Source organism: Cohnella massiliensis, assembly GCF_900169535.1.
GTDB lineage: Bacteria > Bacillota > Bacilli > Paenibacillales > Paenibacillaceae > Cohnella > Cohnella algarum.
In genome coordinates, this window is the sequence record NZ_LT821258.1 from 223,337 (window position 1) to 239,548 (window position 16,212).

General features: G+C 59.6%; 13 protein-coding genes. 1 reads left to right on the forward strand and 12 read right to left on the reverse strand.

Annotated features, from left to right (window positions below; all coding sequences use genetic code 11):
• Position 1 precedes the first annotated feature (1 nt).
• The 12 genes from B7E11_RS10695 to thpR all read right to left on the reverse strand — a co-directional run bounded on the left by B7E11_RS10695 (position 2) and on the right by thpR (position 12,780).
• Entirely contained in the window at positions 2-622 is a 621-nt protein-coding gene (locus tag B7E11_RS10695; protein ID WP_080834202.1) for a Pvc16 family protein, read from the reverse strand.
• Between the two features lie 91 nt (positions 623-713).
• Positions 714-2,963 (reverse strand): ATP-binding protein, encoded by a 2,250-nt coding sequence (locus B7E11_RS10700; RefSeq protein ID WP_080834205.1) that lies wholly within the window; start codon positions 2,961-2,963, stop codon positions 714-716.
• A gap of 16 nt (positions 2,964-2,979) precedes the next feature.
• Positions 2,980-4,338, reverse strand: a complete 1,359-nt coding sequence (locus tag B7E11_RS10705) for a PP2C family protein-serine/threonine phosphatase (RefSeq protein ID WP_080834207.1) — start codon at positions 4,336-4,338, stop codon at positions 2,980-2,982.
• A gap of 31 nt (positions 4,339-4,369) precedes the next feature.
• Complete coding sequence (locus B7E11_RS10710) at positions 4,370-4,711, reverse strand: STAS domain-containing protein (RefSeq protein ID WP_080834209.1); 342 nt, start codon at positions 4,709-4,711, stop codon at positions 4,370-4,372.
• A 17-nt stretch (positions 4,712-4,728) separates the two neighbouring features.
• Positions 4,729-5,175: an ATP-binding protein gene (locus tag B7E11_RS10715; protein ID WP_176220691.1), complete on the reverse strand. Its 447-nt coding sequence runs from the start codon at positions 5,173-5,175 to the stop codon at positions 4,729-4,731.
• A 125-nt stretch (positions 5,176-5,300) separates the two neighbouring features.
• Positions 5,301-6,080: an HAD family hydrolase gene (locus tag B7E11_RS10720; protein WP_080834214.1), complete on the reverse strand. Its 780-nt coding sequence runs from the start codon at positions 6,078-6,080 to the stop codon at positions 5,301-5,303.
• Positions 6,081-6,275: 195 nt separating this feature from the next.
• Positions 6,276-7,703 carry an extracellular solute-binding protein gene (locus B7E11_RS10725; protein ID WP_080834217.1) on the reverse strand — a complete coding sequence of 476 codons (1,428 nt, stop codon included), beginning with the start codon at positions 7,701-7,703 and terminating at the stop codon, positions 6,276-6,278.
• 80 nt (positions 7,704-7,783) lie between these two features.
• Entirely contained in the window at positions 7,784-8,617 is an 834-nt protein-coding gene (locus tag B7E11_RS10730) for a carbohydrate ABC transporter permease (protein ID WP_176220692.1), read from the reverse strand.
• Positions 8,614-9,579, reverse strand: coding sequence for a carbohydrate ABC transporter permease (locus B7E11_RS10735; protein WP_080834222.1), 966 nt, complete (start codon positions 9,577-9,579; stop codon positions 8,614-8,616). The genes B7E11_RS10730 and B7E11_RS10735 overlap by 4 nt, the downstream gene beginning before the upstream one ends.
• Complete coding sequence (locus tag B7E11_RS10740) at positions 9,573-10,712, reverse strand: ABC transporter ATP-binding protein (protein WP_080834225.1); 1,140 nt, start codon at positions 10,710-10,712, stop codon at positions 9,573-9,575. The genes B7E11_RS10735 and B7E11_RS10740 overlap by 7 nt, the downstream gene beginning before the upstream one ends.
• 26 nt (positions 10,713-10,738) lie before the next feature.
• Complete coding sequence (locus tag B7E11_RS10745; protein ID WP_176220693.1) at positions 10,739-12,238, reverse strand: bifunctional metallophosphatase/5'-nucleotidase; 1,500 nt, start codon at positions 12,236-12,238, stop codon at positions 10,739-10,741.
• 11 nt (positions 12,239-12,249) lie between these two features.
• Complete coding sequence (thpR, locus tag B7E11_RS10750) at positions 12,250-12,780, reverse strand: RNA 2',3'-cyclic phosphodiesterase (protein WP_080834229.1); 531 nt, start codon at positions 12,778-12,780, stop codon at positions 12,250-12,252.
• A gap of 348 nt (positions 12,781-13,128) precedes the next feature.
• Here thpR and B7E11_RS10755 point away from each other — a divergent pair, with 348 nt between their 5' ends.
• Positions 13,129-15,159 (forward strand): eCIS core domain-containing protein, encoded by a 2,031-nt coding sequence (locus B7E11_RS10755; protein WP_213084135.1) that lies wholly within the window; start codon positions 13,129-13,131, stop codon positions 15,157-15,159.
• The last annotated feature ends 1,053 nt before the right edge of the window (positions 15,160-16,212 follow it).

Genomic DNA, 16,212 nt, shown 5'->3' on the forward strand with positions numbered 1-16,212 from the left:
CTCAGATTTCCCCCTTGTCCCGCAGGGTGATCTTGCGCTCGACGACGCGCGAAACGGGCTTCGAACGGTTCGACTCCAGCAGGACGGGACCTACGCGATACAACAGCGAAAGCTTGTAGGGCGTGTCTCCGAATTGCCAATGGCGCATCGCCTGATCGGGATCCAGCGTGACCGCCGTTATGCGGAGCTCCTCCTCGTTGTCCGCAAGCGTCCCTTCCAGGTAGGGCGGCCGTAAAATCGAGTTGTCGTAGAGCACCTGCATCGCCCTTCCGAGAAGACGGTGCTCGTCCAGCGTCCGCGTCTGCAGATCTGCGGTCGAATGGGCCGTCAGCAGAAAATGCAAGTCGACCGCAAGCGGCGGATACCGCATGACGCCCCCCTGCAGCTGCATGTCGCTGCGCCTGGCTTCGCCGTTTTCCCGGATGGAGCACAGAAACAGAGTCAGCGCGAGATCGCCTTTATCCACCGGGGAAGCGATTCCGATCAGATCGGGGCGCGGAACCGGATCGGGCGTCATCTGCTCCCGCAGCAGCTTCAGCACGCTGGCGCCCACGTCCGCGAAGACGGTATAGCTTCCGATACGAATCGCCTCCCTTCGACAAAGAGCTCTAAAATCAGCCATTTTTTGCACTTTTTTCTCATTATAGCTTCAACAAATATCGTTGACTATCGAATTTATTCCGCATTTGTAACCTAAGTTACAATTGCGAGACTTAGGCCTGATGATAGGGCGCAAAAGCTTCCTTGACCAAAATTTTCCCCATCTTTCGAAGCTCCTGGCCGGCCGCGCGGACGAAATGGGACATGCCGATCGGCGCCCCTTCCCCCGCCGCGAGAAAAGCGGCCGCTAGCGCGATGTTTTTGATGTGTCCGCCCGAAACGTCGAGCCGGGAGGCGAGAAACGCCAGATCCAGATCGTCGGACAAGGGAGCCTCGGCGGGCAGATGGGCGCGGAATATCCGCTCGCGGTCGGCCGCGTCCGGAAACGGAAACTTGACGACGACGCTCATGCGGCGGAGAAGCGCTTCGTCCATGTTCTGAAGCAGGTTGGTCGCGAGAATCGTCACCCCGCCGTACGCTTCGATCCGCTGGAGCAAATAAGCGCCCTCCATATTGGCGTACCGGTCGTGGGCGTCCTTGACCTCGGTTCGCTTGCCGAACAGGGCGTCGCCTTCGTCGAAAAACAGGATGGCTCCGCTTTGTTCGGCTTCGTCGAACAGCTCCTTGAGCCGCTGCTCGGTTTCCCCGATGTACTTGCTGACGATGCGGGAAAGATCGATCCGGTACAGCTCGAGTCCCAGCTCGCCGGCGACGATTTCCGCGGCCATCGTTTTGCCGGTTCCGGGCGGCCCCGAGAACAGCAGGTGCACGCCGGTTCCGTACGGGAGCTTGCGCCCGAACCCCCAGCGGTTCAGCACCGTCTCGCGGTGCACGTACCGGTCGCACGCTTCCCGGATCAAGGATAGGGGCTCCTCGGCAAGCACGAGGTCGTCCCAGGACCTTCGCGGCTCGATCCGGTCCGCGAGCTGGCCGAGCCGGTGGCGGAACTGCTTGCGGGCGGCCGCCTCCAATTCCCCTCGCGAAGGCTCCCGCTCGCCCCGGCTCGCGGCGATCCCGGCGGCTTCCCGCCACGCCTGGCCGATCTGGCCGGGCGTGAACCGGTACTTGTCGCCGAGCTCCGCCGCCAGCCGTTCGAATTCGCGGTCCGCCCGCTCCTCGTCCGTCCCGGCCGCGCCTCGCTCCGCGTCGCCGCCTTCCGCCGCATCGGACCAAGCCGCCTTGTGCGCCTCCCGAGCCGCCTTCCACGCGGCCGCCCGATCGCCCGCTTCCGGCACCCCGACCTCGGCTTCGAGCAGAAACGCGCCGGCCGGAACCGGCAATCCCTCCCGCCGCCTGCGCTCGGGGCCGATCCAGCCGACGAGCGGCCGCCACGCGAATTCTGCGTAATCCTCGAGCGCGGCGGTCCACTCGTGCCGGGCGGCGACGCTTTCGGCCGCCGGCCCCTTCTCTTCCTCGACGACGAGCATCGCGTCGGTAAAGGCGGCCTCGCGCACGATTCGCAGCAGCTCGGCCGCGAGGCGGTCCGGCTCGGCGGGAAGCAGCGCGAGCCGGACGAGAAGCAGCCGCTGGCCGCGGGCGGCGGCAAGCTTGCGCAGGCGAAGCAGCTTGCCGCCGCCTTCCGGCCCCCACAGGTGAACGAACGGGAACCCGGGCAGACGGCGCGCTTCCGCCAAAGGCCGCAGCAGCCCGAAGGCCGGATCTCCCTCCTCCGGGAACGGCGGCGGCTCCTCGCCGTCGAACGGGCGGACCGCTTCGCCGAGGCGCGAATCGATTCGCTCGCTCCCGAGCAAAAAGCTGAGCGTCCGGGCATCGAGCCGGAGCGGCTCCTTCAGCCGCGAGCGCGAATACCCCGCCTCGGGAGCGGTCGGCTCCAGCAGCAGCCGGCGCAGCACGCCCTCGCCGCCCAGGCTTCTCCGGGCGATTCGCCGCTCCTCCTCGCCGTCGCACAGCAGGCGGTATGCCAGATCCGGCGTCGGGTAGCGGCACGTGGCGTCATCGTTCAAATAAGCGAACCATTTCTCGTATTTTCGGTCCCATTCGGCCGCAAGGCACAGCACGAGGCAGCGGCACTCCCAGACGGACAGCCCGAGCAGGACGGCCATCCGGGCGAGCGGCAAATCGGCGCCGGCTTTCAACCCGTTTCGAACGGCCCGGCCGATCCTCCTTTCCTCTTCCCGGCGATAGGCCGCGTACGCCCTCCATTCCCGGGAATCGTCCGGCGGGCGGCCGTCCTCGAGCAGTTCGTCCTCCGTTACGACAAGCCCTCTCGCGCCGGCCAGCGGGTCGGCCAGCGGATCTCCGCCCGCCAGCGCCAGGAGCGTCCTCATTCCGATATCCAGACAGGACAGCTCGTCCGCCAGATGCTCGGCCGCGTCCCCGTATTGAACGTTTTCCTCGGTCATCTCCGCCTCCCAGGCATCAGCGCCTCATCAGACTGAGCACGGCGATATCGTCGGACTGAGGGGCGCCGTCCGCGAACATGAACACGTTCATGAGCAGCGCGTCGATGACTTCTGCGCTCGACATGCCCGGCGTCCCTTCGAGAAATTGCCGGAGACGCTCTCCGCCGTACTGCTCCTGCCTGCCGTTCTCCGCTTCCGTAATGCCGTCGGTATAGAGCAGCAGCCGGTCGCCCGGCGAAAGCGCGAACGTCGAATTGTGATACGGAACGTCGGGCATGGCGGCAAGCGGCAGGCTTTTCTTCAATTTGTAGGGCAGTACTTCCCCGTCCTTGCGGATGATGTAAGGCGTGCAGTGCCCTCCCTCGCTCATGACCACTTCGCCCGTGCCGCAGTGGAAAATGCCGCAGACGATCGTGGCGAACAGAAGCGGGTTGTCCCGGTTCAGCTCCTCGTTGACCATCTCGAGAAGTTCGCCCGGCGTAATGCCGGGTCCGATCTTCCCCTTGAGCAGCGTCAGCGTGACGGCCATGAACAAGGCGGCGGGAATGCCCTTGTCCGATACGTCTCCGAGCGTGAAAAAGAGGTGGTCGTCGTCAATTTTGAAAAAATTGTAAAAATCCCCGCCAACCTCCTTCGCGGACTTCAGCAAGGCGCACACGTCGTAAGGCTCCTGGGCGGAAGGCATCGTGCGCGGGAGGAAGCTCATTTGAATGCCGCCCGCGATCTGCAGCTCGCTCTCGAGACGCTCCTTGATCGCGCTCGTCGTTTGCAGCTGCTTCATCGAAATTTCCAGCTTTTCGTACAGTCTGGAATTTTCGAGGGCGACGGCCATCGGCTTCGCCACCCGCTCCAGAAGCAGACGGTCGCGCTGCGTGAAGCGCTTGCCCTTCGTCTTGTTCATCACCTGGAGCACGCCGCCGACTTCCCCGCGGTTGACGATCGGCACCGTCAGCAGGTTGCGCGTCCGGATTCCGGTTCGCTCCGCGACCCGGTCCGACCATCTCGGATCGCCGCCGGCATCGTTCACGATTTCGCTCTTGCCCGTCGTCGCGACGTGGCCGGCGATTCCTTCGTCCGCGGCAAGCCGGATTTCCCGAATTTCGTCCTCCTTGTCCCCGAGAGCGATTTCGAAATACAGCTCGTTCGTATCGCGGTCGAGCAGAAGGACGGACGCCCCTTCGACGGGGAGCACTTTTTTGGCGCGTTCCATGATGAGGGCCATCTGCTCCCTGCGGCTTAGCGTCGAGTTCAACTGCATGCTGATATCGAACAAAGACAAAGCGCCGCGGATTTTCCCGCGATAATAAACCGAAGCGCCCCAAACGCCCGCGCCCGCGGCGAGAGCGGCGGAAACCCCAAGCCACCAGCCGTTCACGAACTCACCTCCCTTCGCCTCCCGGGACGGATTACTCCGTTTGCAGCCGGGCTTCCGCTTCCTCGACGGTCGGGACCGTCTCGAGGATGCTCAGAAAGCCCGACATTTCGAATACCTCGGCCACCTGCTCGCTCATCCCGGCGCAGATGAGCTGGCCCTGAAGGGCGCGGATTTTTTTGGCGGCGACCAGGACGACCCTGAGCCCCGCGCTGCTTATGTAGGGCATCTCCGTAAAGTCGAAAACGAATCGGCAGCGTTCCTGGCTGGCCAATTTGAGAAAGGCGGCTTCCGCCTCCGCGGCGTGATTGCCGTCCAGACGTCCCTGTACCGCAAAGACGGTCACGCCGCCCCGATCCGTCGTGGCGATGTTCATACTTGTTTCCCTCCGTTTTAAACCTTTTTGACGAGTACCAGGCGATTGCCGGACGAAGTGCGCTCGTACGAAACGTCGTCCATCAGCTTCTTGACGAAATGAATGCCCAGTCCGCCGACGGCGCGCTCCTCAAGCGAAGGTTCGAGATCGGGCGCGCCGGCTTCGAGCGGATTGAACGGAATCGCGTCGTCCTCCAGGACGATTTCGACAAACGCCCGGGCCGGGGATACCGACAGCCGGATCGAGTGCTCGCCCCCCTCGGGATACCCGTAGGATATCGTGTTGGTGAGCAGTTCCTCGCAAGCAAGCGTCAAGTGAAGGCAGAGACGATCGGACCATCCGGAACGTTCGCCCAATTGCTCAAAAAAACGATGCAAAGCTTCCAACTCATCCATCGAATTCCGCAATTCCAGGATGAATTCGCCGCGGGAATCGTCCCGATCCCGATCGTTCGGCCCGGCCATGACGCCCCTCCGTTTCGATTCGCCATTTTTCGCGATTTTTCTACCTGTCTCTTTCATACTACATGAGCCATGCGCGGAGGAAAACAAGGAATTCAAAAAAAACGGGACGTCTCAAGTAATTTTTCTTAAATGAATCGGTAGCGCGCCAACGCATGCCGGATGCCGTCCTCGTGCGCGGCGTACGTGACGAACTCCGCCGCCCGCTTCAGCTCCTCCGACGCGTTGCCCATCGCGATGCCGTGTCCTGCGGACAGCAGCATGTCCACGTCGTTGAACCCGTCGCCAAACGCGAACGAACGCTCTTTCGGAATGCCGGTTTGCTCCAGGATCCAGCGGATGCCCCGGGATTTTCCCGCCTCTCGGGAAATGAGATTGGCCAGGTACTCATGAGACCAGTTCATCAAGTAATCCGCCAGATGCTCCCTCATGCCTTCCGCTTCTTCTTTGGTGACGTACAGATGTCCCTGATACAGCGAGTAGCTCTCCTCGAACCGCTCCCGCACGGCCGGCAGCGGACAGGCGAAATCTCGCCATACCGCCGCTACCCGTTCGTTGACATGATCGACGATCTCGCCATAGGCGCAATATCCGCCATAGGCGAAACGGTGCTTCTTCGCCATTTCCATGATTCGATTTAACGAAGGCAAGGAGATGAAACGCTCGAAAATTTTCGTTTCGTTGCGGAAAATAACCTGACCGTTAAGGAAGATGATCGTTTCGCAGGGGAGAGCCAGCTCGCGCCGGATGAATTCCATCGATTCCGGCCCTCTGCCCGTCGCGATGACCGTCTCGTGGCCGCGGGCCTGAAGCTCGCGAAGGGCCTCGCGCGCGCTTTCGGGCACGCTTTTGAGCGCGTGGCTGTAAAGCGTATCGTCAAAATCGAAGAAAAAGAGATTCTTCCGCATGCCGGGCTCCTCCTGCTTCTCTATGAAAATCGACGATCGGTTTGCATAAAAATGGACAAATAGAAATTACTACAGAATACTACAGGTTTCTCGAAAAGTAAAGAAAATTTTGTCAAAAAATGCGGGAACGAACCCGATGCCCCCAAGGCGAAGAGACACCTGCGGCCAGGTGCCTCTTCGATCGGCGGCTTCGCGTTACTTCGCTTTGGCGGCGGCTTCCGTCAACAGCTGTTCGGGATCGCCCCCGCCGATCATGACGGCTTCCCACATTTCGCCGACGGCTTGGGCCAGCGCGCCCGATTGAGGGATCGTCTTGATGAAGGTCAAATCGCCGGACGACAGAACGGCATTGACCGCCGCCGCCCTGTAATAGACGGGGGAATCGCTCGGCTCCGTTTCCAAAAACCGCTGATAGTCCGGTTCGTCCAGCATCGCCTGGGAGATCGGAAGGTTCCCCGTTTCCGTCAGCCAAGTCGCGTTCTGTCCGGCGTCCGACAGGAAGGAAATGAGCAGCCATGCCGCCACGCGCTCTTCCTCGGTCGCGTTCGAGAAAATCGCGTAATTTTCGCCCTTCGAGAAATTGACGGGGTTGTTGGCGTCTTTTTGCGGCACGGGCGCCACGCCCACTTCAAAATCCTTGTGGCCCGATTCCGGTTTGGGCACCGCGTACGGAACGCCCGCCGCGGCTCCGACGAACATATACGTTTCTTCCATGACAAAGCCGTTGCTGCTGAATTTGCCTCCCGCGCTCGGCATTAAAGCCGGCATCGTGAAATAGCCGAGCTCCATGTTTTCCTTGTAAAACTTGAGCGCCTCCCGGCCGGCATCGTTGTCGATATCGATCGTGCCGTCGTCCTGGACGTAGGGGCTGCCCCATTGCGCGGAAAGCAGCTTGAAGGGCGCGTCGCCGTAGGAATTATCGAAGCTGAAGCCGGGGCTGCCCGTCTCTTCTTTGATCGTTTTGGAGTAGCTTACGACTTCGTCCCACGTTTTCGGAGGGGCCCAGCCTTTGCCGTCGAAGTACGTTTTGTTGTACACCAGCACGTCCGTCGTCTTCTTGTTCGTCGGAAAGCCGTACATCGTGCCGTCGGGTCCGAAGCTTTTTGCCTCATCCAAATAGTACGGGAAAAATCCGCTGTCCGAGGCCGCGAGCCCGATGTCCTCGCGCTCGTAGTACGGCATCAAGTCGACGATGGCTCCGCTGGCGATATATTCGGGAAACGTGCTTGCGTCCAGATTGGACAAGGTCGGCGTGGATTTGGAGACGATATTTTGGGTCAGCTTGTCCGTCAGCTCGCCGATCGCCCCTTGATTGGAGAAATCCACTTTGATGTTCGGATATTTTTCCTGAAAGGCGGCGACCATTTGCTCCAAAACCGGGAAGTTCGCGGCTCCGGTCCCCGTCCAGAACGAAATGGAGACTTCCTTCCCGCCTTCTACCACGCTTTTTACGGCTTCGTCCAAAGGACTCGATTCCTCCGTCGCCGGCGCGGACGACGACGCCTGGGCGGACGAAGGCGCCTGGCTTTGCGGCGCGGCGCTCCCGGAATTCGTGTTGCCGCTGCACGCGGCGAGCAGGAGCAAGGAAAGGACGACCAGTGCGGACCATGCGTTTTTTTTCATTTCGATTTCTCCCCTGTGAGTTAGTTATATGAAGGCGGTTTTTGTCAAACGCGCCGAGCTTTTAACCGATTTGCGAACGTTCAGCCCTTGATGCCTCCCTGGAGCATGCCGGCGAAAATCGATTTGCGCAAAAACAGGAACATCGCGACCAAAGGCACGGTAATCAGCGTAGCCGCGGCCATTTGCAGCTCGTACTCCATATTGCCGACGCTGCTCGTAAACGCGTTCTGCAGCCCGTTCGAGACCAGCCTCAAATCGTCTTTCGTCGTGACCAGGGTCGGCCACGCGTACGTCTGCCAGATCAACACCATGGATAGGATCACCGTTGTCGTGACGGTCGATTTGGAAAGCGGAAGCATCACTTTTCTTAAAAACCGGAAGTTGCCGAGCCCGTCCACTTTCGCCGCCAAATACAGCTCGTCGGGAACCTGCATGAAGGTCTGGCGCAGCAAGTAGATGTTGAACGGGTTAATCCAGTACGGGACGACAAGCGCCTGCCACGTGTTCATCCATCCCCAATCCGCGATCGTCTGAAAGTTCGTGATGATCAGCATTTCCTGAGGGATCATCATGGTCGCGAGCACGATGAAAAACAGAACGTTTTTTCCGCGGAAATGAAGCCGCGCGAAGGCGTAAGCCGACAAAACCGAGACGGCCGTGCTGACGGCGACGACGGAAACGCCGACGATCAGCGTATTGATCAGATAGGTGAGAAGCGGCGCCTGAACGACGGCATCGACATAATTCTGCAATCGAAACTCGGCGGGAATAAGCGACGGCGGAACTTTCGCGACCTCTGCCGAAGACTTCAAGGACGTGTTCAGCATCCAATAAAACGGAACGAGCACCAACAGGGACGAAACGCTCAGGAACAAATACAGCAGCGCCTTGCCGAGCTTCATCGTTGTCGTCAACGGTAGAACACCCATCTTTTCGTTAGTTTTAATTGAAGGAAGACGACGATCATCACCATCAGCACCAGAACGACCGCCGCCGCCCCGGCGCTGCTGACCGCTCCCGGCGTCAAATAATTGCCGAGGGCGTCCATGATGTATCCGACGAGCGTGATCATCATCTTGGAATTGTCGCCCGGGGGCCCGTAGGAGCCGCCGAACAGGGCGACGACGTTGGCATAGGCCCGAAATGCGAAAATGACTGAAGTGACGAAAATAAAGATTGTCGTCGGGGACAGCAGCGGCAGCGTGATTTTGCGGGTAACCGTCCATTTGCTTACGCCGTCCACGCTCGCGGCTTCGTAATACTGCTTGTTTATGTTTTGAAGCCCGCCCAAAAAGAGGAGCACATGAAGCGACAGCCCGTCCCACACGTTGTTCACGAAAAGAACGAAAAGGCTTCGCATATAGGCCTCGTTATACCGCTCCTGCGACCCGACGATTCCCTCGCCGCTGATCCACGCGACGGGTTCGATGCCGAACCAGCCGAGAACGGCGTTCATCAAACCGAAATGGGTATTGAAAATAAAGGAGAACACCAGTCCGGCCGCAATGACGTTGGTTACCTGGGGAAGGTAAAAGATCGTCAAATAGAACCCTTGCAGCCGCTTGATCGAATGAAGGCCGAGCGCCAGGACGAGCGAAACGAGCATCGAGCCGGGCACGCACACAAAAGCGATGAACATCGTGTTCAGCAGCGCCCTTCGGAACACCGGGTCGCTTACGACATCGAGATAATGCGTCGCGCTCAGCCCCGCGTAGTTTCCCGTCAAAAACTGAAAGTCGTGCTTAAACGAAGTGACAAACGTATTGATAACGGGATAAACCGTGAAAATGCCCATGAGCAGAAACGCCGGGAGCAGGTACAGGTAGGCCGAATTGTCGTAGCGCGCTTTCGCTGGATTCCGCTTTTTCCTTAACATTCCAGGATCCGATCTCCTTTGTCGTCGAAGATGCTCATCGTCTGCGGGCGGACGTACACGCGCAACAAATCGTTTTCCCGGTACGGGTCGTTTCTGTCGTTGAGGAAGGTTAGCGTTTGTCCGTCCGGCAGCTGGCCTTCCGCCGTAAAGGCGCCCCCCGTTCGGAAAGACTTCACGACCTTGACCGGCAGCGTCTGCTGACGCGGGTACGATGCGGCCAATACGTGCTCGGCCCGGATGCCGACGTTCACTCGTTGATCCGGAAGCGGTTTGGGGAGGGAGAGCCATTCGGTTTCGCCGACGTACAGCTTGCCGCTCTCGATTTTTCCTTTCAGGATATTTATCGGAGTGTTCCCTAAAAATTGGGCTACGAACTGATTGGAAGGATGATCGTACACGTCTTGCGGAGTGCCTTGCTGCTGAAGGGTGCCTTCTTTTAAAATGATGACTTCGTCGCAAATGCTGAGCGCTTCTTCCTGATCGTGCGTGACGAAAATCGTCGTGATGCCCGACCGCTGCTGGATTCTCCTGATTTCTTCGCGGGTTTGAATCCGCAGCCGCGCGTCCAGATTGGACAGCGGTTCGTCAAGCAGCAGGATGGACGGATTTTTGATCAGGGCTCTCGCGATGGCGACCCGCTGCTGCTGTCCGCCGGACAGCTCGGACGGCTTTCGGTCCAAATAGTCCGAAATCTCCACCAGCTTCGCCGTTTCGGCGACAAGCGAATCGACATAGCTTTTGTACTTTGCATTGACGCCTTGCTCCTTGACAAGCTCGTCCAGCTTTTTTTGCGTTTGCGCTTTTAAATTTTTGGAATTGAGCAGCGGGAACGCGATATTTTGCCGGGCCGTCAAATGCGGATACAGCGCATAATTTTGAAAGACGAGCCCGACTCCGCGTTTTTCGGACGGGAGATTCGTGACCTCTTGTTCGCCGAACCATATTTTCCCCTCCGTCGTCGAATGAAGCCCCGCGATCATGAACAGCAGGGTCGACTTGCCGCAGCCCGAAGGGCCGAGCAGCCCCGTCAGCGTTCCCGATTTGATTTCGGCGTTCAGTCGGTTTACCGCGGCGCGGGAAGATTTTCCTTTTTCGTCGAACGTCTTGGTCAATCGTTCCAAACTCACCTTCATACGGTCTCCGTCTCCCTTATGTCTCTCTATTGTTTATTTTTCACTTTCAGGTATACCGGGTACTCGGCCGCGAGCCCGCCCCGCTCCTCGATGGCCCGAATCATCCTGTCGCGCAAAAAAACGCCCGTATGCTTCCGCTCCGTCCCCGCCGAAAAATCGTAGCCCATTTCGTTCGAAGCGATAAATTCGTCGACGGCGATGTCGTACTCGCGATCGGGCTCGAGCGGTTGGCCGTTTTCCAGCACGACGGATTCGATCCGGCGGCCGTAAGGCCTGTCGTAATCCGCGTCGACGCGGAGACCTCCGAAGGCGAGGGGCGACGCGCGCTCCCGGCGCAGCGTGCAGATGCCGTTTTCGATGTTTTTGATCAGATCCGCGCCCGCGAGCTTCATCGTCACGATTTCGTCGTTGAAATAAAACAGCTTGAGAAGCTGGTACAGCGTCACTTCGCCTTTGGGAAGACCGAGCCCCATTCGGCCCGAATACAGCATCGCGATGGGGCATCCGGTCTGTTCGCGCATGACGTCGATCGCCAGCTTGGTGAGCGGGGTGCCTTCCATATCCACTTCCGCCGTAACCGGGGATTTATGAACGATGTCCTCCTCCAACCGTCCGACGACGGCGCCGAGCGTTTTCATCGCTTGCCGCTTGAATTCGTCCGTTCGCAGCCGCACGTCCTCGTCCGCCGGAATTTCTTCGATCCGGCCGCTGCCGTCCACGAAACCGGGGATTACGCTCCGGAGCCGATTTTCCGGCGAAAGGCGCAGCGTCAATACGGCAAAGCCCCTGCCGTTTCCGCCTCCCTGAACGACGGGAATCCCGCCGATATCCGCGCTGATGAACTGGTGCCAGTGAGCGGTAAACACGCCCGCCAATTCGGGCACTTGCCGGCAAAGGTCGATCGCTTCTTCCCCGATGAGCGCGGTCCGGTCGGCCGTATGCTTCAAGCCGAAGTGCGTAAGGGCCACGATCGCGTCCGGTTTGCCCCGGGGGTCTCCCCCGCCGTTCAAAAACGCGACCCACTTCCGGGCCTCCCGGGCGCCGTTCACGATTTCCAGCGCGCGAATGTCTTCCGGGTAAGGGGGCCGGTCCAGCTGCTCGACGGTAGAAAGCCCGATGAAGGCGATTTTAGCGCCGTCGGCCTCGATCATCGCGTAGGGCTCGAACCCTTCGGCGATGCGGCCGGTCCGCTTGTCCAGCACGTTGGCGGCGACGAACGTAAAATCGCCTTGCCGCGACCAGCCCCGGAGCGTTTCCAAATCGAAATCGAATTCGTGATTGCCGACGGCGGAAGCTTTCGCTCCCAGGCTTTTGATCAAATAGGTGACGGGCTCGCCGGACAGATGCTCCGACACGGGATCCCCTTTGTAGTTGTCGCCGCCGAAAACGACGATCGCATGCGGGTGTTCCGTCTTGAAGCTCTTCACCAGCCCGCTGAGCTTGGCGCTTCCGAGAGCATGTTCGGTTTCGAAAATTTCGGCATGGAAGTCGTTAATGCAAATAATCGGTATCGTTTTCTCATTCATCGCCCGATCCCTCATTCCGTCAAATTGAACGTTCTGATCTTTCGAAAACGGGAGCCTTCCGGAGAACGGTGCACGACATACAAATGAAAGTCCGATACCTCAAAGGATAACGGCGTAACCTCGCAAGACGAAAAATAATCGGAAAGAGAGTTTCGGCAGTCATAGGCGAGCGAGATGTGGGGAACGAAGGAGAACCGCTCCACCTGAACGCCCGCGTCGGTCAGCGTGCGGTCGATCCTTCGCTGAAGAGTTTGCAGCGCCTCGTTCTCCCCCGTCACGTTGACCCAGATCACGGTTTTTTCGGGATTTTCGAACATGCCGAGTTCATGAAGCCGCAGCCGGAACCTCTTGCATTCGATCGGTTCGAGGTTCGCCGTTACCGATTCCGCCTCCGGCAGCTCCCCGATGTAGCGGAGCGTCAGGTGGTAGTTTTCCGGAGGTTCGTATTTGCCCGACGGGTCGAAACGGCGCAGCCTTTTTTGAATTTGCTCCAGCTCTTGATTCACGGCGAACGGAAAATCCAATCCGACAAATAGCTCCATGTCTCCCCCGGGTCTTGTTTGTGTTTATTTCGGTTCGTCAAAGAAATCTATGTAAATTTAATTGTTGAATGGAATTCGAAACGGCGCTGCAGGGGCGGCGGGCAAAAGCTTGTCCGTCGTAAGGCGAAGGCATTTCGAAATCGAAATTTGTATGCCTAAATTTTTAAATTACACTATCATAATTCAGCCGTTTATCGCTGTCAACCCTTTTTTATTCGATTCAATTCTCCCCCGTTTCGGCGCGCGCAGCCCCGCAGATACGCCCAAGTTGAGTTATAATAGAGTCGATTCGGGGTCGATAGATTCGATTCCGCAGATTCGTTCATTCAGGAAAAGAGCGTGCATAACTTGGAACGTTCCCGTACTTTCCGAAACGGCGACAAGGCCGTTTCCTCTCCTTATTCGGGCTTAGGCAAGGCAAGTCCCTCGCCGCTTCAACGGCGGGCCGCCTCCCCGCCCGATCTGCTGCTTGCGATGCAGCGGCTTTCCGTTCAGGGGAACCAGGCTTCCCTGCAGCGGCTGCGGGACGGCGCGCACGAAGCCGCTACAGCAGCGGCTCCGCTGCAGCGAAAAACCGGACCCGGCGGCATGCCGGCCGAAGTTCTCGCGAAAATGGAAGCCGCGTTCGGGGCGGATTTTTCCGATGTCGCGATTCACCCGAATTCCGCGTCCGCGACGCAGGCCGGGGCGCTCGCCTACGCCCAGGGGACCGACATCCATTTCGCTCCGGGGCAGTACGCCCCTCACAGCCGGGACGGCCAGCGGATGCTCGGCCACGAGCTTGCGCACGTGCTGCAGCAAAAGGCGGGCCGCGTCGTCCCGACCGGCGCGACGGCGTCCGGCGTCCCGCTCAACGACGATCCGGCATTGGAGCGCGAAGCGGACGAGCTGGGGGCCAAGGCCGCCGACGCCGACATCCCGGCTGCGGGCGCGATCCAGCGAGTCGCGGGCAGCGAGGCCGCGGCTCGGACGGCCGGAGGGGCGGGAGCGCAGCCGATCCAGCGCTTGCCGAGCAAGCAGGACGTGATCGGCGAGCTCGGCCCTCCGAAAGAGCACGTCAAAAACAAGGTAGCCGGCACGCGCGTCGGCCGCTTCTTAAAGATGAAGGAAAATTTGAAGGAAAACAGCACGCGTTACCGCGGCGTCCTCGACAAAATCGAAGCCTTCGACCGCTATGTCGACGGTACCGTTCTCGGGGAAGCTCCCGCGGAGATGGACGATCAGCTCGAGCACGTCATGGGCCTTTACGCCACGGTCGAGAACGCGGCGGAGCAATACATCGCGGACAAGAAAGCCGACAAAAAAACCGCCTACATGCGAAGGCTGAAACGCGCGATTCCGATGGAAAAGCTGGCCGTCCAGTCGACGGTCGAGGAGCACAAGCGCCATCCGGAAATGAAAAAGCCGAAGTGGAAGCTCATCACGAGCGCCTCCCCGTTCAAAACCGTTCAGCTGGATAACGCGATGGCGACGGGGGCCGTCGATCGCGGCAATCTGAACAGCGTTTCGTTTTTTGAAAGCGGGATCGGGGACGAGGGCGTGTTCAAGGAAACGAAGGACGTCATCCTGACCGGCGACGAGCTCCCTCCCACGGCTTCCGAGGCCGAATTCAACAAGGCCGAAGACGAGGCCTGGGTCGCCAGGGACCATGCGGGCATCGATTTGAAAAGCGCGCGCCTCGCCGAGCGCAACGTGGCCATGTCGCGGCTCGATCAGCTGCTCGGCGCCGGGGTCATCGCCCGGACCGAATTCGCGCTGCGCAACACGGGAACCGAAATTCAAAAGGGCACCTTCATGCTGAAAGCGCAAGGGAAACAGGCGGGCTCGCTGATGAAGGGCGGGCAACTCGCCGAGGGCGCAAGCGGACCGGGGCAGGAAGGCGGGCTGCCGGCGATCGATCTGCACGATTCGAACCTGCAGCGCTGCCTGTCCCGCCTGCAGCTGATCGATGCGCTCGCGATGCAGGTCGACCGGCACTTCGGCAACTTTTTCATCCAGTTCGACGAAAGCGGCCGCGTGCTCGGGGTTACCGGCATCGACAACGACATGGCGTTCGGCAAAATTAAAACCGTCGCCAAAGGGAGGAAGGAATTCCCCGGCATAAGCCGCTTCGTGGACAAGGAGCTGGCCGAGCGAATTCTCGCGCTGCGCGACGAGGAGCTTGTTGCCGTCATGGAGGATCTGCTCAGCCCGGAGGAAATGGATGCGCTGCTCAGCCGTCTTCACGGCCTGCAGGAGCATTTGAAGCAAGAGAAGACGCGGCTGCTCGATCCCGACGAATGGAACGACGCGACGGCCAAAGGCATGCTGGACGAGCACAAAAGCTTCGACAACGACCATTCCAGCTATTACGGCCGAATGAAGGAAGCGGTAGGCTGAGGCGGCCGCGGGATGGCGGAACGGCGAAGGGGCGGCGGTACGGCGAAGGGCCGGGCACGGCGGAAAGGCCGAAGTCCAGCGGAAAAGTCGGGGTACGGCGGCTAGCGAAAGCACGGCGGCATGGTTGTTGGTCGGCGGTTTGGCTGGGGAATGGCGGAAACAGTACGGGCTGCGGCACGGTTGCGACGGGCACAGGCAGCATGGTTGTTGGTCGCCGGTTTGGCTGGGGAATGGCGGAAACAGTACGGGCTGCTGCACGGTTGCGACGGGCACAGGCAGCATGGTTGTTGGTCGGCGGTTTGGCTGGGGAATGGCGGAAACAGTACGGGCTGCGGCACGGTTGCGACGGGCACAGGCAGCATGGGTGTTGGTCGCCGGTTTGGCTGGGGAATGGTGGAAACAGTACGGGCTGCTGCACGGTTGCGACGGGCACAGGCAGCATGCGGCAGGGTAGTCGGTACGAAAGCGGCTTTTAAAGCTGCGACGGGGTGGTGAACGGTACGGGATGGGCACGGCTGCGAGCTGCTGCAGCAGCTCGACCGTTTCGCTACTTCGTAATTTGTAACGGCGTATCGCCGCACGGTACTTAGCCCAAGATACAGTTTTGCGCGCAAAGCGTCTGCGTCGATGTAATACGCCGAGCTGTGCCTAAAGCATCTGAAGGCGCCGTTTTGTACGCAGAGTGCTTGCGTCGATCTCATGCTCTTGGTCGCATCCCGTACCGTGCGAGGATTGGTCGTGCGATTGCATAGTTTATGCGTTAACGGGTACGGGAGCCTACCAAGAGAAGCAGTTGAAGGTCTTGACTTCCAGCTAAGGATTGAGCGGAGAGTGTCGACATTCACGCGCGTAGTTTGGGACGGCTGGCAACCCACTATGTTCGAATTTCATACAAACTCTCCCTTCGGACTCCGAATCCCGGGCAATTTGTTCGAAATTTCATACAACCCCCCCTCCAGACTCCGAATTCCGGCCGTTTTGTTCGAAATTTCATACAGAATCCCCCTCCGGACTCCGAATTCCGGCCGTTTTGTTCGAAATTTCATACAAAAT

What these genes read in the sequence shown, in the direction of transcription:
- B7E11_RS10695 (WP_080834202.1), bottom strand. Translation starts at nt 622, where the DNA reads ATGGCTGATTTTAGAGCTCTTTGTCGAAGGGAGGCGATTCGTATCGGA.
- B7E11_RS10700 (WP_080834205.1), bottom strand. Translation starts at nt 2,963, where the DNA reads ATGACCGAGGAAAACGTTCAATACGGGGACGCGGCCGAGCATCTGGCG.
- B7E11_RS10710 (WP_080834209.1), bottom strand. Translation starts at nt 4,711, where the DNA reads ATGAACATCGCCACGACGGATCGGGGCGGCGTGACCGTCTTTGCGGTA.
- B7E11_RS10715 (WP_176220691.1), bottom strand. Translation starts at nt 5,175, where the DNA reads ATGGCCGGGCCGAACGATCGGGATCGGGACGATTCCCGCGGCGAATTC.
- B7E11_RS10720 (WP_080834214.1), bottom strand. Translation starts at nt 6,080, where the DNA reads ATGCGGAAGAATCTCTTTTTCTTCGATTTTGACGATACGCTTTACAGC.
- B7E11_RS10725 (WP_080834217.1), bottom strand. Translation starts at nt 7,703, where the DNA reads ATGAAAAAAAACGCATGGTCCGCACTGGTCGTCCTTTCCTTGCTCCTG.
- B7E11_RS10735 (WP_080834222.1), bottom strand. Translation starts at nt 9,579, where the DNA reads ATGTTAAGGAAAAAGCGGAATCCAGCGAAAGCGCGCTACGACAATTCG.
- B7E11_RS10740 (WP_080834225.1), bottom strand. Translation starts at nt 10,712, where the DNA reads ATGAAGGTGAGTTTGGAACGATTGACCAAGACGTTCGACGAAAAAGGA.
- B7E11_RS10745 (WP_176220693.1), bottom strand. Translation starts at nt 12,238, where the DNA reads ATGAATGAGAAAACGATACCGATTATTTGCATTAACGACTTCCATGCC.
- thpR (WP_080834229.1), bottom strand. Translation starts at nt 12,780, where the DNA reads ATGGAGCTATTTGTCGGATTGGATTTTCCGTTCGCCGTGAATCAAGAG.